13 protein-coding genes, 1 tRNA gene and 2 pseudogenes are annotated in these 17213 nt (G+C 63.4%); 11 read left to right on the top strand and 5 right to left on the bottom strand.

Annotated elements, in window-relative coordinates; all coding sequences use genetic code 11:
• From WKW80_RS33840 to WKW80_RS33825, 4 genes are all read left to right on the top strand, one after another.
• The gene (locus WKW80_RS33840; protein WP_340367958.1) at positions 1-696 is read left to right on the top strand and encodes a response regulator; all 696 of its coding nucleotides are present in this window, start codon (positions 1-3) and stop codon (positions 694-696) included.
• A gap of 18 nt (positions 697-714) precedes the next feature.
• Positions 715-790, top strand: a tRNA-Phe gene (locus WKW80_RS33835).
• 396 nt (positions 791-1186) lie between these two features.
• A complete protein-coding gene (locus WKW80_RS33830) occupies positions 1187-1600 on the top strand; it encodes a YbaK/EbsC family protein (RefSeq protein WP_340367957.1) in 414 nt (137 codons plus the stop codon).
• 284 nt (positions 1601-1884) lie between these two features.
• A complete protein-coding gene (locus WKW80_RS33825) occupies positions 1885-4668 on the top strand; it encodes an autotransporter family protein (protein ID WP_340367956.1) in 2784 nt (927 codons plus the stop codon).
• 806 nt (positions 4669-5474) lie between these two features.
• On the opposite strand, the gene WKW80_RS33820 is transcribed toward WKW80_RS33825, so the two are convergent.
• The 5 genes and pseudogenes from WKW80_RS33820 to WKW80_RS33800 all read right to left on the bottom strand — a co-directional run bounded on the left by WKW80_RS33820 (position 5475) and on the right by WKW80_RS33800 (position 8710).
• A complete protein-coding gene (locus WKW80_RS33820) occupies positions 5475-6014 on the bottom strand; it encodes a hypothetical protein (RefSeq protein WP_340367955.1) in 540 nt (179 codons plus the stop codon).
• A gap of 473 nt (positions 6015-6487) precedes the next feature.
• On the bottom strand, positions 6488-7000 hold the full coding sequence (locus WKW80_RS33815) for a cytochrome b/b6 domain-containing protein (RefSeq protein ID WP_340367967.1): 513 nt from the start codon (positions 6998-7000) through the stop codon (positions 6488-6490).
• A 28-nt stretch (positions 7001-7028) separates the two neighbouring features.
• Positions 7029-7304, bottom strand: coding sequence for a PepSY domain-containing protein (locus WKW80_RS33810; protein ID WP_340367954.1), 276 nt, complete (start codon positions 7302-7304; stop codon positions 7029-7031).
• Between the two features lie 628 nt (positions 7305-7932).
• Positions 7933-8297: pseudogene (locus tag WKW80_RS33805) on the bottom strand (transposase); the annotation flags it as partial.
• 32 nt (positions 8298-8329) lie between these two features.
• The gene (locus tag WKW80_RS33800; protein WP_340367953.1) at positions 8330-8710 is read right to left on the bottom strand and encodes a nuclear transport factor 2 family protein; all 381 of its coding nucleotides are present in this window, start codon (positions 8708-8710) and stop codon (positions 8330-8332) included.
• A gap of 348 nt (positions 8711-9058) precedes the next feature.
• Here WKW80_RS33800 and WKW80_RS33795 point away from each other — a divergent pair, with 348 nt between their 5' ends.
• The 7 genes and pseudogenes from WKW80_RS33795 to WKW80_RS33765 all read left to right on the top strand — a co-directional run.
• Positions 9059-10045 carry an ABC transporter substrate-binding protein gene (locus tag WKW80_RS33795; protein ID WP_340367952.1) on the top strand — a complete coding sequence of 329 codons (987 nt, stop codon included), beginning with the start codon at positions 9059-9061 and terminating at the stop codon, positions 10043-10045.
• A gap of 616 nt (positions 10046-10661) precedes the next feature.
• The gene (locus WKW80_RS33790; protein WP_340367951.1) at positions 10662-11618 is read left to right on the top strand and encodes a CoA transferase subunit A; all 957 of its coding nucleotides are present in this window, start codon (positions 10662-10664) and stop codon (positions 11616-11618) included.
• Positions 11611-12393: a CoA-transferase subunit beta gene (locus WKW80_RS33785; RefSeq protein ID WP_340367950.1), complete on the top strand. Its 783-nt coding sequence runs from the start codon at positions 11611-11613 to the stop codon at positions 12391-12393. Before WKW80_RS33790 ends, WKW80_RS33785 begins: the two co-directional genes overlap by 8 nt.
• Positions 12394-12443: 50 nt before the next feature.
• Entirely contained in the window at positions 12444-13436 is a 993-nt protein-coding gene (locus WKW80_RS33780) for an LLM class flavin-dependent oxidoreductase (RefSeq protein WP_340367949.1), read from the top strand.
• Between the two features lie 66 nt (positions 13437-13502).
• Positions 13503-14993 (top strand): acyl-CoA carboxylase subunit beta, encoded by a 1491-nt coding sequence (locus tag WKW80_RS33775; protein WP_340367948.1) that lies wholly within the window; start codon positions 13503-13505, stop codon positions 14991-14993.
• 20 nt (positions 14994-15013) lie between these two features.
• Positions 15014-16996, top strand: coding sequence for an acetyl-CoA carboxylase biotin carboxylase subunit (locus WKW80_RS33770; RefSeq protein WP_340367947.1), 1983 nt, complete (start codon positions 15014-15016; stop codon positions 16994-16996).
• A gap of 58 nt (positions 16997-17054) precedes the next feature.
• Positions 17055-17213, top strand: a pseudogene (locus WKW80_RS33765) (NAD(P)(+) transhydrogenase (Re/Si-specific) subunit alpha); the annotation flags it as partial.

Raw genomic sequence — 17213 nt, 5'->3', positions numbered from 1 at the left:
ATGGCAAACATTCTTGTCGTCGACGACGAGCTGGGCATACGAGACCTGCTATTCGAGATCCTTAACGACGAAGGCCACAACGTCGAACTGGCCGAGAACGCCGCGGAAGCGCGCGCGGCCCGACAGCGTGCGCGGCCCGACCTCGTTCTCCTGGATATCTGGATGCCCGACACCGATGGCGTGACGCTCCTCAAGGAGTGGTCGACCGCCGGCCTGTTGAGCATGCCTGTCATCATGATGAGCGGGCACGCCACCATCGATACCGCGGTGGATGCGACGCGCATCGGCGCGTTCGCATTCCTCGAAAAGCCCATCACGCTGCAAAAGCTGCTGAAGGCTGTGGAGCAGGGCCTTGCTCGCGAAAGCGCGCGCCGCGCTGCCGCTAGCGTGGTGCCGACCACCAGCCACTTCGCGGCTGCGGTGACCACCACGGGCGACCACGGGCTGATGCCGCTGCCTGCTGCGGCAATGGTCGTCGAACCCGGCCCGCGCGCCAACCAGAGCTTCGACCTCGACCGCCCGCTGCGCGATGCGCGCGATGGTTTCGAAAAGGCGTACTTCGAGTTCCACCTGGCGATGGAGAACGGTTCGATGACCCGCGTCGCCGAGAAGACCGGCCTCGAACGCACCCATCTTTATCGGAAGCTCAAGCAATTGGGCGTTGATCTTTCCAGAGGGCGTAGAAGCGCTGTATAATCGAAGGCTTCATACCAAGGCCCGGTAGCTCAGTTGGTAGAGCAGCGGATTGAAAATCCGCGTGTCGGTGGTTCGATTCCGCCCCAGGCCACCAGATCTAGTTCCACGGGCATCCGGGGAAGTCCAAAAGCCCAAGAGAATCAACGCTCTTGGGCTTTTTCTTTATCCGGCATCGTCCGTCGAAGTCCAGCCACTGCCAAGCATCGGCGCAGTAACGTCTGCCGCAACTCGCGAAATGACCGCGGGGGCGCCTCGAAGTTACTGCATGGAAGCCCTTCCGTAGAGAGGCGAGAGGGCTTGAGGAGTGACCACGCAGATGGCCAGGAACCTGATTGGCGGTGACACAACGATCCGGGCGCTGAAGCCGGCGACAAGAGGCGCGGTGACGGCGAGGGGCTGTACCTGCTCCCGTTCGTGAACGGTGGCTCGCACAGTTGGCAATTCGACTACTCCTTCGAGGCGAGCCGCAAGTGGCGTTCGCGGATTCCTCGTGACCGATGATGCTTCCGACACCGCCGCGAGCGCAGCAAAGTACGGAATCGAGTTGGACGATTGCGCAAACACGATCGTGGTGCGCTTTCGGCGCGAGTCGCAGGTTCATCATGCGGCCGTCGTGGTATCGGGATCCAAGCGCATCGATGTGAACGGTGCGCTCAAGGCAGCTCTGCATGCGCAGCGCATCTCTTTCGCGGACCGCGAATTCGTCCTTTCGAGCACTCGAATGGAGTACGGCGGGGTCACTGCCTTCGGGCTCCCGGCCGGTTGGTCTGTCGTGGTCGACAAATTGGTGATGGAGCGCTCTGAAATCGTCATGGGTGCGGGGGTCCGCGGTGCGAAGCTCGTGCTCGAACCGGGCTTGCTCCTGAAGCTGCCCAACGTGCTGGTTGCGGCGATCGCAACATAGAGCGTCGCTACTCCGGCCAGGCAATAGGGGTCCATCGCGCACGATCCCAGGAAAAGTTCCAGTGCAGCTTGAGGGTCTGCAAGCCCTCGGCCATACTGCGCCCACTCGGCGGTCCGCAGTAGCTCGCCGAGTGCTGTGCAACTCGGCCTTCTCCGGGCTGTGAGCCTTCATCGGGGGACGGAACGCGACTGCGACGGACGGTTGCGTGCCGCCCTGAACGGGCCGGGGCTGCGATCAAGGGCAAGTGACATTGCTACGAAGTGGATCTCAACCAAGGCCTGCCCATGGTCGTGATTCAATTTGCCAACCGATCGGAGGCCCGTATGCCGCACGGAAAAATTGGACTGCCGCTCACCGTCACCCTGCTGGCAGCCTCGGTAGTTCCTGCGCACGCCCAATCATCCGACTGGACCGGAGCGTTTTCCCAGGACTGGTTTGTTCCTCTGAACTGGATCGGCGGGATTCCCGTGCAAACGAGCGACGCGACCATCAACACTGCGACGCCGTCGGTGATCCTCGGCGGGGGCGCAACGGCCCAGAATCTGGATATCGGTCCAAGCAGTCGAGCGATGCTCGAAATCCAGCCCGGCGGGACGTTGATCACTTCCTTCGGGACGATCGGCAATCTTCCGGGCGGCGTGGGCACAGTGGCGGTGACCGGAACCGGCGCCAGCTGGTCGAATGTCGGAAGCATCGTGGTTGGCGGCCAGGCCGCGGGCACTCTGTTGATTCAAGGAGGGGGCACAGTGACGAGCGGCGGCGGCTCCGTCGGATTGGCGCGCGGTTCGACGGGCACGGTGACGGTGACTGGCGCGGGCTCCACCTGGACCAACGGACCCAGTGGCGGGTTCAATGTCGGCAGTTTCGGCACAGGTACGCTCACAATTGCGGACGGCGGTGTGGTTCGCGACATTTCATTCGGCGGAGTCAAAATCGGCAGCAATGCTGGCTCTACTGGCATGACGACGGTGACCGGTGCAGGATCGATTTTTCGCAGCGCATTACCGGTGATCGTCGGCAACCTCGGCAACGGTACGCTAACGGTTGCGGATGGCGGCACCTTCGATGCGCCGATGGTGGTTGCGGCGGATTCCCGTTCTGTCGGAACCGTCAACATCGGCGCGGGAGCAGGAAGTCCGGCGGCAGCACCTGGCACGCTGACGGCGCAAGGCATTGCATTTGGCGCTGGCACCGGCACGATCAACTTCAATCACACGTCCGCCAACTACGTGTTCGCACCCGCGATCCGCGGCAACGGCACGGTCAATGTGCTCGCCGGTACGACCATCTTCACTGCCGCCAACACCTACGCTGGCGCCACCGCCGTGGCCGCGGGTACCTTGCGCGCGGGCGCGACCAATGCGTTCAGTGCGGCGTCAAACCACGCGGTGGCCCCGGGCGCTACGCTCGATACCGGCGGCTTCAACCAGAGCGTGGCGGCCTTGGCAAACAGCGGCACGGTCAGCCTGGTCAGCGCCAACGCGGGCAGCACGCTTACAGTTGCCGGCCTCTACGCCGGGAACGCCGGCGTCCTGAGGGTGGGCACGGGCCTGCCCGGAAGCGACAGGCTGGTGATCGACGGCGCCACGGCCAGGGCGAGCGGCACCACCAGTATTCAGATCGCCGCACTTGGTGGGCTTGGTGCGCCGACCACGGGGAACGGCATCGAAGTCATCAGCGCGCGCAACGGCGCCACAACCACCGCGCAGACCACCAAGAGCGCGTTCAGTCTGGCGGGCGGGCATCTCGACGCTGGCGCATATGAATACCGGCTCCAGGCGGCCGATGCGCAGGGCGCCGGCGAGAACTGGTACCTTCGCTCGACGGCAACCGTGCCGCCGGTGATCCCGCCTGTCATCCCGCCCGTCATCCCTCCGGTGATCCCGCCAGTCATACCGCCAGTCATCCCGCCAGTCATCCCGCCGATGATCCCGCCGGTGATCCCGCCCGTCATCCCGCCGGTGATCCCGCCAGTAGTGCCCCCGGGCGAGGCCGTGCCGCCGGCTGAAGCCGGACCACCTCCGCTCGTACCCGTGCAGCCCCCGACGACCCCACTCCCACCTGTCCAAGTGCCGACCTACCGGGCGGAGGTGCCGCTGCTGTCGGCCTTGCCTGGGCAGTTCCGACAAGCCGATCTGGCGATGCTGGGCAACCTGCACCGTCGCATGGGCGATGAAGCACCGGGGGCGACTGGTACCGAGTCGGCAACGCAGACTTCCTCGAGCCTCGCCGAAGCAGGCACGCGCCGAGCCTGGGGGCGCCTCGTGTACGCTGACTTGAGCGTGGTAGAAACCGGCGTCGCGCAGGCCCGGACCGATCTGCGCGTGAGCGGCCTGCAAGCCGGCACCGACCTGCTGGTGACGGACACCTGGCGGGCGGGCGTCTACGTGGGCTATCTGGACGGCAACGCCGATGTCAGCGGCAACGCGCGTGGTGTCATCAACACGGCTGTCGGCAGCAACGACCTGAATTCGCGCTACCTGGGTGCCTACGCGACCTGGATGGGGGCCACCGGCTGGTACGTTGACAGCGTGCTGCAAGGGGCCAGCCACCGCTACGAGATCCGGCCGAACGGCAATCCCAGGGTCTCTGGCAAGGCCAGCGGCTTCACCGCCTCGGTGGAAGGCGGCAAGGCATTTGCGCTGAACGAACGCTGGAGCATCGAGCCGCAGGCGCAATTGGCCTGGCAGCACAACAGCCTCGACGACCTGATCCTCGGCGGCGCGCGCGTGCAGCAGGACACGGCCAGCGGCTGGATCGCCCGGCTGGGCGTGCGCATCAAGGGGGACCTCGCCACCGCTGCCGGGCGGCTGCAGCCTTACGGGCGCCTGAACTTCTACCGCGCGAACTTCGGCGGCGATGCAGCCCTGTTCATCGGACCGGCCGCATCGACCGCCATCGCCAGCGAGGGCAGCTACAGCGCCGGCGAAGTCGCCGCGGGCGCGACCCTGGCGCTGACATCGACGACCAGCCTGTACGGGGAAATCGGCCACCAATGGAACATCGGCGGCGATGCCAAGGTGAAGTCTTCCGTGCTGGGCTCGCTGGGCATCAAGGTGCGTTGGTAGCAATGCAGTTGAAGCCCGGGAAGTAACAGGGCTCTATGCATAGGCCCAGCATCGACGCGCTCGACGCCTCCGACTTGTTCAAGAAATCTTTGCACGCGTCGATGCTGATGGCCTCCGGTTGAAATTCATTCTCTTCGGGCGGTGATTGGTGCCACCCTTGTAGCGACCAGCTATGGCTGCTCGCTTTTTGTCGAGGGGGTTGCTTGGGTCTCGCTGAACGAGCACACGAAGATGGCATGGTGCTCAGCTGATCGCCGGCTCAACCAACCAACCGGAGGATGCCCATGGTCGTATGGGCGATCGCTCGTCCTGACTTCGCACCGGCAGAAGATCGCTGAATGAAGTCCTTGCTCCTTGTCGTCACACTGTTGAGCGCGATGTCAGCCTCGGCCGAGGGCCGACATTGGAAGTGCGGTGGCGAACACACCAGCAGTGTGAACCTTGCCCAGCAAAGAGGATGCAAGTTGCTGGAGAGTCGGTCAGTCGCGGCCGCAACTGTTGCAGTTGGCACTGCGGGGCAGGGAAGCGAAGTTTCTACTGGGTCAGAAGTTCCTGCGGAATGTCGACATCACGATGAACGATCGGCAGATGGTGATTCGGACCAGGACGCGGTGATCGATGGCGGTTTCGACACGGAATGTCTCTCCGGAACCGCAATCAAACGAACTACCGTCTGCGTCGCGAATTCACCGACCCACCCGCTCTCGAACGCCGCACGACTGCTCTTTCCCTTGTCGGTCGTGTCGACGGCGGTGGCGGCAGTGCTCAGCCTCGCCAGGTGTCCCTGCCTCGTTGGCGCTCCCGCGTCACTTTGCGGTCGCGGGCTGGACGCCGACCGCGACGGTTTCCGTGACGCTCGCGACAACCTGATCTCCGGTCTTCACGTCATGCAGAAGTTTTGGATCGCGGACCTTCACATCGACGAAATTACCCTCCGGCCCCCGGAGCGTTGCGATTCCACGCTTGGTGTCAACGCTTTCGACGTTGGCGACGATCGTTATTCTCTTCGTGGCGGAAGTGCCGGCCTTCGATCCGGCCTCCGTCTCGACCCTTTCGCGAATGCCGTCGCCGCCTTTCATCAGGGCGAGCGCAAGTGCGACCCGATAGCTGATGCGAACGCGGTCCCCGACTTTGACCTTGTCCAGGTTCTTCACAGCGGGGTCGACTTTCATCTCGCCGACATTGCCCCTGGGGCCCTTGATCGACACCACGCGATTGGCGACGTCCACCGCCGTAACCTCGCCGACGACACTGACAATCGTCGAGCCGTGTTGCGCGTCTTCCAGTTCGACCTTCTTTTTCGCCGGAGTCTGTGCGCCGACCATCCCGGCGCTCGATCCGAGCATGATGGCAGCACAAGCGCAGATCAACACTTGCCTATGAGTAGTCATGGTGAAGCTCCAATGTGGCAATGAGTGGGCAAAACCCAGTCTCGTGCTGGTCGACTGCCGTGTCAACCAAATCCCGAAGTTCACCGCAAGCTTCCCGCGACGATCGACTGCCCACGCCACGCCGCTGCACGAAGGTTCGAGCTGCCGTCCGAGGCTCAGCCCGGCCACACCCAGTCGGTGATCTCGGGGCGGTCGGTGCCGCGGGTGCGCGCATGGTGGAGGATCGATCCCAGTGCATCGTTCACCACTCGCCTTCAATCCAATGGCTCGTCGGCGTCTGCAGAGGGCTCTTCAACAAGAATTGCAGCGCGCGGCCTCAGCAAGTCACCCATACGACGTCTACACGTCCACACACCAGCTACTGGCGAATCCCCATGCGGTGTTTGACCGACGCACACGCGATCGGATATACGGTATCGAATGAGCGCCTACGCAGTCGGATCTCGTTTCCGTCCAGTGACCATCGCCGCCGGGAGATTCTCGCCCCACCACCAGCTCATCAAGGCGACGCCAAGTAGGTGCAGCCCGACAGCGATCAGCAGCGCATCGGCAAGCCATGCGTGGATTTCATGCAAGCGCTCGTCGCCCCAGAACGGGTCGAGCCGACTCATCCACCCCGTCAGCCCAAGGAGCGAGACGAGCAGCCAAATCAGCCACACCATCCACAACCCGAGAGGATCGTGGCCCACGCAGCGCGGCGCGCGGGCGCGAAGATAGGCGAGCGTCTCAGTGAGGGACGGCTTGAGGACCGCCAGGCTGCCCTGGCCCTTGGCAAATGCCCCCCACGCCAGACGTGTGACGACCAGGCCGGCCGCCACGTAGCCTGCGACACGATGCACTTGACCTCCGTCATCTTGGACAAAGCAGAAGATGACCAGTCCTGCCAGCATCCAATGGTGAAGGCGGACAACGACGTCCCATACGGCGACACCGCCTCTCACTGGACTCGCGTCGTCCGAAGCCTTCGGACTATTTTTCAATCTCGCTCTTTACCGGCTCGAGCGTCTTGGCGTCATAGTAAATTTCGACCTTCTTGCCGGCCTTGTTCTTGCCGTAGATCTCATAGCAGTTGCCGTCGACCTTGAACTTGGAGATCGTGTAGCCTTGAGCTTCGATCTTGGCTTTGGCATCGGCTTCCGACATCCATTCGGATTTCGGATAGGCCTTGCAGTTCGCCTTGGCGAAGGCGGGCGCCGCGACGAACGCGGCAAGGCTGACAGCGAGGGCGAAATGAATTTTCTTCATCGATTTTTCCTGACTTGGTGAAAGATAACAACTGATTTGCAGCGGGCCTTGTTGCGCGGAAGAATGCCGTTTCCTGCGCATCCGCCAATGGCAATGCGGATTCACCTGTTGCCCAGGTCGAGTGTCATGAGGATCTCCCAGGCTGCGAGGGCATTGTTGACGGCAGGAGGCTCGCGCCTCAGCAAGCCGCGATCCTCGAAATCGTGGAGAATCGACGTCCGCCTGGCTGCTTTTGAATGCGACTTATTCGCGATCAGGCGGAAATTTATTCGGGCAGCGGTAGTACTGTCAAGTGCTAATACGAGTCCTCGTTGTTGTACCGTGAATCTCCATGGCACCGGGATGACAGGAACCCGGTTTACAGCGTGAATTCGCAGGGCGGCAGGGAAGGACCGCATACGCTGCAAAGGCGCAGTCCGGGGCATCAATGTCGATTACAGCAACGTGCCCCCTCACGTCTTTCGCGACTTTCGCGTGAGTTACGGCGATCAGGCTGCAACGCTAGTTGGCGGCCATTGCCCGCATCCCCCGCGCATGGCCGACTCGCACCGGTCTCGGCGTGGGGGACTAGAGGGCTGCTCCCGTTCACATTGACCTTGCCTCTGGAATCCGTACCCCGTAGCTGAGCTCATGAGTTGGCTTGCCTGGGTTGATTGGCAAGCCAGTCCTGCTCGAACTGCATCGGGCTGACGTAGGCCAGCGTCGAATGAAGTCGAGTGCGGTCGTCCCAGAGCAGCCACGCAACGGTTTCGTCTTTGGCCTCGCGTCTGGATTTGAAGTGTTGCCCGTGCAGCCGTTCGACCTTTAGCGACCCGAACAGGGTCTCGCTGCAGGCGTTATCCAAGCAACTCATCCGGTTGGTGATGCCGTACTCCTTGAGCACACTCCTGAAGACGTGACTGGCGTATTGGGCGGATTCAACCGGTCGCTATGGAAGATCAATCCTGCCTGCTTGCCAGGATGGCGCTTGAACCACGCCATTCGCAGCGCATCTCACTTGTTCAGATTTGCGGGGCCACTTCTGTTCAAGCGCCCGAATGGAGCCTCCGCTCTCCCATCTTGAACCAGGCCTTGGCGATCTTGCCGTGTTCGACCTCGTAGATGCAAAGCACATCGATCTCCCCAGGCCCCTCGGGGAATGTGCGCCCCACGGTCTCGTGATCGACCACGACGTTGCCGACAACCACCCGCGTCAACAGTACACCATGGAGATTCGCCTCCTTGAAACGCTCGGCATGCCGCTCGCGAATTTCGGCTGCACCATCCGCCAGGAGCGTGGACGGGAAGGCAAGGTATTGGCAGTCATTCGCCCACCATGTCATGAAGCCATCGATGTCGCGGGCGTTGTAGGCTTCAAGTTGCTTTTGAACGGGAAATTCGATTTGACCAGCGCTTGCGTTCGTCATGAAACACCTTTTTCATCGTTAATTTTTCACTTCAACAAATTTCGCCCAGGCAAACCAATCAACCGGGGAAAGCATGACGATGCCCCCAATGCGACAAGAACAGAACCAAAAATTACTAGTAAACCCATCTGCTCATCGAGAAAAAAAACACCGAACGCGATTCCGACGGGCCAGCGCAGGTTTTAATTGAAATCTTCTCACCCCCGAAGAGTGCCATCAGGAATATGAACTGCTGGCGTTTCCTGTCCGTTCGATTTGATCCGCCAGACAAGTACACCGTGGCATCCTCGCTTCATAGAATCGCGAGCGCATCAACTTTGCGCCGACGCAGGCGCCCGAGGAGGTATCGTGCTTCGAAAAACGGTGCTCGCGCTTGGCGTTCTTGGCGTCTGGTCCATCACGGTGCCGCATGCCGCAAAGGCACGACAGGCAGGGAGGGTCTACAAGATCGGCGTTCTCAGCCTCACCGCATTCGACGGCACCACGCTTGCGAGGGTGGTAACGGAGGGGCTCGGCAGGCGCGGCTATGTTGTCGGCCGAAACATCGTCATCGAGGACAAGTTCGCCGACGGAAAGGTAGATCGTCTGCCGGCGCTTGCCGCGGAGCTTGTGGACTTCAAGGTCGATCTCATCGTCGCGGGCGCGGCAGTCGCCATTCGCGCTGCTCACGACGCCACAAGAACGATCCCGATCGTCATGGCATTCAGTGGCGAGGACCCCGTCAAGAGCGGGTTCGTGGCCAGTCTGGGGCGGCCCGGCGGCAATGTCACCGGGGTGACTGCGGTCGCACGCGACTTGGCCCCAAAAACGCTCGAACTGCTCCGCGATGCCGTGCCTGGGCTTACGCGGGTCGCGGTCCTCACCAATCCCGCCAGGCCAGAACACGCCGAATATCTGCGCGTCGTCCAGGCGGTATCGCCGCAGGGCATGCAACTGCAGGTGTTCGAAGCCGCGGGTCCCGATCAGTACGACGCAGCGTTTGCAGCAATGACCCAACAGCGCGCCGACGGTCTTGTCATCTTCGGAGATGTGATGTTTACGCGCGATTCCGAACGGCTTGCTGAACTCGCGCGGCTGCATGCGTTGCCATCCGTCTATCTGCACAAGGCATTCGTTGTCTCCGGTGGATTGATGACTTACGGCCCCGATCTGCGGCAACTTCTCGATCTCGCCACGGAATACGTCGACAAGATCCTCAAGGGCGCGAATCCGGGCGCGTTGCCTGTGCAGCAACCAACGACGTTCAAGCTGGCTATCAATATCAAGACCGCGAAGGCGCTCGGGCTGACGATTCCGCCATCGTTGCTGTTGCGTGCGGACGAGGTGATCCAGTGACCGCATAGACGGACGGAGCCATTGCGCAGGAGGCCGATTCGGCCCGTTCGTCGCCACGCGCCTCTGGCCGCTGCGTTCGCCCTGCCGTCGATGTGCAGCGAGTGCGGCGGTGGCACCCGAGTCCATGGTCGAAGCCCGCCACCGCCCGGGCGGGTACAGCTTGGTGTGCCTCCTTGCGCACGCCGCGGCGGTCTTCGAAATGGTCAAGGGGCACCGGCCTTCGCCAGCGCGCTAAATCGGTCAGTTCTCGGTGAGCGTCACCGTGCGCGCATCGAGGTGGTCGCCTCGATCCGGTCGTGGAACGCATCCCACGCTGCCTTTGCGTCCGGTGAAAGCTTCAACAGGGTCGGTGTGAGAGCGCCGTCATCGTCAATCGGCGCCCGCGGCGGCAGGCGCGCCATTCGGCGCTACCGGGCAATCAAAGTCGTTGCAGAGCCGCAGCGCCACCTTCCTTGAGTTCTTTCTGGAAGGCCTTGCATCCATTTCTCTTCATGCTAAGATACTAACAATAGAATGACAGGATGAATGCTAAAGAGGCATTGCACGGGATCCCGAATGGGGTGTGCGCTTGTTTTCGTAACCAGTCCACGGCGTGCTGTGGCAAACAGGAGGCAATATGGAAGTAAAACCCTACGCCCAGTTGCGAGCGAACCTCGCAGCGCGAGACCGAAGTCTTCGCGAGAAGGTGATGACGCTGGAGGAGGCGGCCGCGCTCGTCAACGACGGGGACCAGGTCGGCATCGGGGGCAGCACGCTCTCGCGCACGCCGATGGCGATGATCTGGCAACTGGTCCGGGCCCGGAAGAAAGGGCTTTCCGTATCGCGCAGCATCGTCTCCAGCGAAGGCGACCTGCTGTTCGCCTCGGGGATCTGCGACCAGATCGTCACCAGCTGGTTCAGCCAGGGCATCGTGTGGGGCGTGTCGAAGGTGATGCGGCACTACGTCGAAAGCAAGCAGACGCGCTATGAGGAGTGGAGCCATCTCGCCATGGGCATGCGCTTTCGAGCGGGTGCCATGGGCGTTCCCTTCCTGCCGATGCGCTCGATGCTGGGCTCGGATGTCCTCAAGCTGCGACCCGAGACCAAGACCATCCGGTGCCCGTTCACGGACGAAGAGGTGCTGCTGGTGCCGGCTCTGAATCCGGACGTGGCCATCATCCATGTGCAGCGCTGCGATGCCTACGGCAACGCCCAGATGGATGGCCTGCAGTTCATGGACATCGACCTGGCGATGGCTGCGAACCGCGTCATTCTCACGACCGAGCGCATCGTCTCCAACGACCAGATCCGGCGTGCGCCGGACCAGACCAAGATCCCGTTCTTCACGGTCGATGCCGTGGTGGAAGTGCCCTACGGCTGTGCGCCGCACGAGTGCACCAACGTCTACGAACCGCTGTTCGACCACATGGATGGCTACACCGCGCAGGTCAACGGCGATCCGATCGCGGGCATGCAGGAATACCTCGATCGCTATGTCAGAGAACCGAAATCCTGGAACGAGTACCTCTCGCTGCTCGGCCTGGGTGACTTGCTTGATGCCTCGCGCCGTGGAAGGAGCATGCTGAATGACTAACACCGCCAACTACACCGCCAACTTCACCGCCAGTGAAATCCTGGCCGTCATGAGCTCGCGATTGCTGAAAGAGGGGCAGGTCGTCTTCGCCGGCGTCGGCGTCCCGCTGCTGGCGGCGACGCTCGCACAGGGGCTTCGTTGCCCCGGCCTGACCATCCTGTTCGAAGGAGGCGTGGTCGGGCCGATCATCAAGGCCGGCCAGTTGCCGCCATCGACCAATGAGCAGCGTTGCACCAAGCGCGCCAACATGGTCCTGAGCAGTACCGACGTGCTGCTGCTGCTGCAACGCGGCCACGTGGACGTCGGCTTCATGGGTGGTGCGCAGATCGACATGTACGGCAACCTGAATTCGTCGTACATCGGGGATCCGGCCAATCCGAAGACCCGTCTGCCGGGCACGGGCGGGGGCAACGACATCTCCAGCCTGACGCACATGATCGTGGCCATGCGCCACGAGCGCCGCCGCTTCGTGAAGAAGGTCGACTTCGTCACCAGCCCTGGTTTCCTCGATGGCGGCACGACGCGCCATGACCGGGGTCTGCTGGCCGGTGGCATGTTCCGCGTGGTCACCGACATGGGCATCTTCGGCTTCGAGGAAAAGTCCAAGCGGATGAAGATCGTCGCGCTGCACCCGGGCGTCACGCTCGAGCAGGTGCAGGACAACACCGGCTTCGAGTTGCTGCACGACGACGACATTGCCGTCACCGACGCGCCGACCGAGCGCGAGTTGTCGGTGCTGCGCGACCTCGACCCCGATCGCCTCTACATCGCCTGAAGCGGACCACCGCCGGCACCCCCTCGAAAACCCATCACTGGAGACTCCTCATGGCAGGCTTGCACGGAACATTTGGCATCGCGGCACGCAACTTCACCCCGTACCCGGAAATCCCGAACGCGGAAGCACTGGTGCAGTACGGCGTTCGCATGGAAGAACTGGGCTTCGACTCGATCTGGGTCTGGGACCACATCTTCCTGGGCGTGGACCCGCATTTCCCGATCCTCGACTCGCTCACCTTGCTGACGGCAATTGCCGCGCGCACGAAGAAGATCAAGCTGTCGACCGGCATCCTGGTGCTGCCGCTGCGCAATCCGGTGGTGCTGGCCAAGCAGCTCTCGACCATCGACCAGTTGTCCAACGGGCGCTTGCTGATGGCCATGGCGGCCGGCTGGTACAAGCGCGAGTTCGACGCCGTGGGCGTGCCGTACGAACAGCGCGGCAAGATCATGGGCGACAACCTGGAGATCCTCAAGCGCCTGTGGACCGAAGACATGGTCAGCGGCGAGTGGACGAATCACAGCATTCCGGCCGGCGTCATGTTCCCCAAGCCCGTGCAGAGCCCGTGCCCGCTGCTGATCGGCGGCTATGCCGATCGCGTGCTGAAGCGCGCGGCCGTGGAAGGCGACGGCTGGCTGACCTACTTCTACACGCCGGAAAGCTTCGTCGAGTCGTGGGCCAAGGTCTGCAACTACGCCACGGAAGCCGGCAAGGACCCTGCCACCCTGATGAACGGCAACCAGTTGCCGATCATGGTCGGGCCGTCGCGTGCCGCCGTCGAAACCAGGATGATGGAATGGCTGAACGTCGACTTCGACATCGCCCAGGGCAGCCAGTCCACGATGCAGAGCGCCATCATGGGCAACGTCGACGAGTGCGTCGCGCAACTCAAGGCCCACATCGACGTCGGAGTGCAGAAGCTGATCTTCGTGCCCTACAAGTACGAGATGGCGCAGGTCGAGATCATTGCCAAGGAAATCGTTCCGCGCCTGCGCGCCTACGTGGCGGAAAAAAACAGCAGCGTTGAACTGGTCGCTGGATAGCTTGCATGGCCGGGCGCGCGCGGCGCGTCTGGCAGTTTCACGCGCAACTGACGGGGACGAATCTCGATGGCAGTGAATCTCAACGGATCGGCGACGCTCCCAGGGTGGATTGCGGGCGGCCGCGGCGCGGCATGGGCGCAGGCACAGCACGCGCGGGGCAGGCTGACGGCACGCGAGCGCGTCGAACTGCTGCTCGACGAAGGCTCGTGCACCGAACTCGGCGCGCTCGCAGCCGGCGACGAGGCCCAGGGCGGCGACGGCGTGGTCACGGTGCAGGGCCGGATCGGCGGACGCGCCGTGTGCGTGTTCGCGAAGGACATGTCGGTCGGCCAGGGCACGCTCGCTGGGCTGCATGCGCGCAGGATCTGCCGGCTGCAGGAGTTTGCGCTGCAAAGCCGGATTCCAATCATCGGCATGTTCGACAGTGCCGGCCTGCGGCTCGAAGCCGGAATGAGCGCGCTGGAAGGCTACGGCGCCATCGTCCGCAACACCGTGGCCGCATCAGGCATCGTGCCGCAGATATCGCTGGTGCTTGGCGGTTGCGCGGGTGCCGATGCGCTGTTGCCGCCACTGTCCGATTTCGTGTTCATGGCCAACGACGACAGCAGCCTGTTCGTCAGCGGGCCCGAGGTCGTGAAGCGTGTGACGGGTGAGGCGATGGACGCCAGCATGCTCGGCGGTCCGGAGGTGCACACAAGAAGATCGTCGATTGCCGACGGCGTCTGCGCCAACGATGTGCTGGCGATCCTGCAGGTCCGTCGATTGTTCGGGTTTCTGCCGGCGAACCAGCATGCGGGTATGCCGCGATGGTCCTGCCTGGACGACGAGACGCGGGAAGCGCCGGCGCTCGATACGCTGAGGCCTGCTTCCGCGTCGGCGCCCTATGACATGAAGGAACTCGTCAGGCAGGTGAGTGATGAAGGCGACTTCCTCGAACTCCAGCCCGACTTCGCGGCCAATGTCATCACCGGCTTGGCGCGGCTGGGTGGGCGAACCGTGGGCGTTGTTGCAAATCAACCTTCGGTGCTGGCCGGTGTGCTGGACGGCAATGCGACGCGCAAGGCCGCCCGACTGGTCCGTTTCTGCAATGCATTTGGCATTGCCGTCGTGACCTTTGTCGACGTGCCGGGTTTCCTGCCGGGCGCAGCGGAGGAACACGGCGGGCTTGCGCGACATGCTTCGGAGTTGCTCGCCGCCTACGCAAGTGCAAGCGTTCCGTTGGTCACGGTGGTCGTGCGCGACGCATTGGGCGCCGCCGGCGTCTCCATGGGCTCCCTTGCGATCGGCGCCGACCTGGTCTATGCCTGGCCGGACGCGCAGATCGGATTGCTGGGCGCCAAGGGCGCTGCCGCACTCCGCAGCGCCAACGGGCGCGCGTTGGACGCGCATGACTATGCGCAGCGTGTCCTGGCACCGGGCGCCGTGGCGCAGTTGGGCGCCATCGACGACGTCATCGTCCCGCGCCAGACGCGGCCACGCATCGTCCAGGCCCTGAAGGGACTGGCGAACAAGTCATGTGGGTGGCCGTGGCACGAACACCCGAACTACCCCCTTTGACGCCCGAAACGGAAGCGCGGATGTTTTCGAAAATTCTGATCGCCAATCGCGGCGAAATCGCGTGCCGGATCATCAAGACGGCCCGGCGGATGGGTATCAAGACGGTCGCGGTGTACTCCGATGCCGACGAGCGGGCCTTGCACGTGAGGATGGCCGACGAGGCCGTGCACATCGGCGCCGCGCCGGCCTCCGAGTCCTACCTGGTGATCGACAAGATCGTCGATGCCTGCCGCCGCACCGGCGCCCAGGCGGTTCATCCCGGTTATGGATTCCTGTCGGAGCGCGCGGCATTTGCCAGGGCGTTGAACGCGGCCGGCATCGTGTTCATCGGCCCCAACCCCGATGCAATGGATGCGATGGGCGACAAGATCGAATCCAAGAAGCGCGCACTTGCGGCCGGCGTCTCGACGGTGCCGGGCCATGTGGGCGTGATCCGGGATGCGGCGCACGCCATCGAGATCGCGGACGAGATCGGCTACCCGGTAATGATCAAGGCGTCGGCGGGCGGCGGCGGCAAGGGCATGCGCGTGGCCTGGTCGGCCGCTGAAGCGGCGGAGGGCTTTGCCCGTTCCACGTCCGAGGCGGCATCGTCGTTCGGCGATGACCGGGTCTTCGTTGAAAAGTTCATCGTCGAACCGCGGCATATCGAGATTCAGGTGCTGGGCGACAAGCACGGCAGCATCGTCTATCTCGGCGAGCGCGAATGCTCGATCCAGCGGCGCAACCAGAAAGTTCTCGAAGAAGCGCCGTCCCCATTGCTCGACGACGAGACCCGCCGGCGCATGGGCGAGCAGGCCGTGGCGCTGGCGCGCGCCGTGAACTACGACTCCGCCGGGACCGTTGAATTCGTTTGCGGACAGGACAAGTCGTTCTACTTCCTCGAGATGAATACGCGCCTGCAGGTCGAGCATCCGGTCACCGAACTCGTCACCGGGATCGACCTGGTCGAACAGATGATCCGCGTGGCGTCCGGCGAGCCGCTGGCATTGCGGCAGCAGGACATCCGGCTCGACGGCTGGGCCGTCGAGAGCCGTGTCTACGCTGAAGATCCGACGCGCAACTTCATGCCGTCGACCGGGCGGCTGACGACCTATCGCCCGCCCGCCGAAGGCGTGCTCGACGGCAGGACGGTGCGCAACGACACGGGCGTCTTCGAGGGCGGCGAGATCTCGATCTACTACGACCCGATGATCGCCAAGCTGGTGACCCATGCGCCGACCCGCGCCGAAGCGATCGCCGCGCAGGTGTATGCACTCGACGCGTTTGCGATCGATGGCATCCGCCACAACCTTGCTTTCCTGGCGGCGCTGATGCGTCATCCGCGCTGGCACGCGGGGCAACTGTCGACCGCATTCATCGCGGAGGAGTTCAAGGGCGGCTTCGTGCCCGGTGAACCGGATGGCGGCACGGCGCGGCGTCTGGCCGCTGTCGCCGCTTCGATCGACGCGCTGACGGGGGCACGCCTGGGTCGGTCAGGGCATTCCGCCGCCCGTCGTCGCGTGGTGCTGATGGGCGACTCTGCCTGCGAAGTGACTGTCGACGGGCAGCGGGGCCGCTGGACGGTGCGTCTTGACGAGGCGGCTGCTCCTCTCGAGGTGGTCTCCGACTGGACGCCCGGCGCCCCGGTGTGGCTGGGATCCATCGACAACGAACCCATTGCCGTCCAGGTACGGCGAGTCGACGGCGCTCTTCTGTTGGCGCACGCAGGCAAGCAGGTCGAGGCACGTGTTGTTTCGCCTCGCGAAGCCGCTCTGCTGGCATTCATGCCCACGCAGCAGGTTGCCGACGGCGGCTCCCAGCTTCGCAGTCCGATGCCCGCCAGGGTGATCGCGATTTCGACCGAGGTAGGGCAGGCGGTCGCGGTTGGCGACGCGCTGTGTGTGGTCGAGGCCATGAAGATGGAAGTCACCCTGAGCGCCGAGCGCGCCGGCATGGTGTCCAGGATCAACGTCGATTGCGGCGACCTGCTCGCCATCGACGCCGTGATCATGGAATTTGAATAAGCAATGTAGAGCGACGGTGGCCGGCCCCGGCCACGACAGCACATCGGAAGAGGTTCCCATGCAATTCGGAATTCCGCGCGAGACCGCGCCCGGCGAGACGCGCGTTGCGGTAACGCCCGAGACGGCGAAGAAACTTGTAGCCCAGGGCCACACGGTACGCATTCAATCGGGCGCCGGCATCGCCGCCAGCGTGCCCGATGCGGCCTACCAGGCGGCC

The organism is Variovorax humicola (assembly GCF_037889915.1).
Taxonomy (GTDB): domain Bacteria; phylum Pseudomonadota; class Gammaproteobacteria; order Burkholderiales; family Burkholderiaceae_C; genus Variovorax; species Variovorax humicola.
The sequence above is the reverse complement of the archived record's forward strand: the minus strand, read 5'-3'. Positions and strand labels throughout refer to the sequence as shown.

What these genes read in the sequence shown, in the direction of transcription:
- WKW80_RS33840 (WP_340367958.1), top strand. Translation starts at nt 1, where the DNA reads ATGGCAAACATTCTTGTCGTCGACGACGAGCTGGGCATACGAGACCTG.
- WKW80_RS33825 (WP_340367956.1), top strand. Translation starts at nt 1,885, where the DNA reads ATGGTCGTGATTCAATTTGCCAACCGATCGGAGGCCCGTATGCCGCAC.
- WKW80_RS33820 (WP_340367955.1), bottom strand. Translation starts at nt 6,014, where the DNA reads ATGCTCGGATCGAGCGCCGGGATGGTCGGCGCACAGACTCCGGCGAAA.
- WKW80_RS33810 (WP_340367954.1), bottom strand. Translation starts at nt 7,304, where the DNA reads ATGAAGAAAATTCATTTCGCCCTCGCTGTCAGCCTTGCCGCGTTCGTC.
- WKW80_RS33800 (WP_340367953.1), bottom strand. Translation starts at nt 8,710, where the DNA reads ATGACGAACGCAAGCGCTGGTCAAATCGAATTTCCCGTTCAAAAGCAA.
- WKW80_RS33790 (WP_340367951.1), top strand. Translation starts at nt 10,662, where the DNA reads ATGGAAGTAAAACCCTACGCCCAGTTGCGAGCGAACCTCGCAGCGCGA.
- WKW80_RS33785 (WP_340367950.1), top strand. Translation starts at nt 11,611, where the DNA reads ATGACTAACACCGCCAACTACACCGCCAACTTCACCGCCAGTGAAATC.
- WKW80_RS33780 (WP_340367949.1), top strand. Translation starts at nt 12,444, where the DNA reads ATGGCAGGCTTGCACGGAACATTTGGCATCGCGGCACGCAACTTCACC.
- WKW80_RS33775 (WP_340367948.1), top strand. Translation starts at nt 13,503, where the DNA reads ATGGCAGTGAATCTCAACGGATCGGCGACGCTCCCAGGGTGGATTGCG.
- WKW80_RS33770 (WP_340367947.1), top strand. Translation starts at nt 15,014, where the DNA reads ATGTTTTCGAAAATTCTGATCGCCAATCGCGGCGAAATCGCGTGCCGG.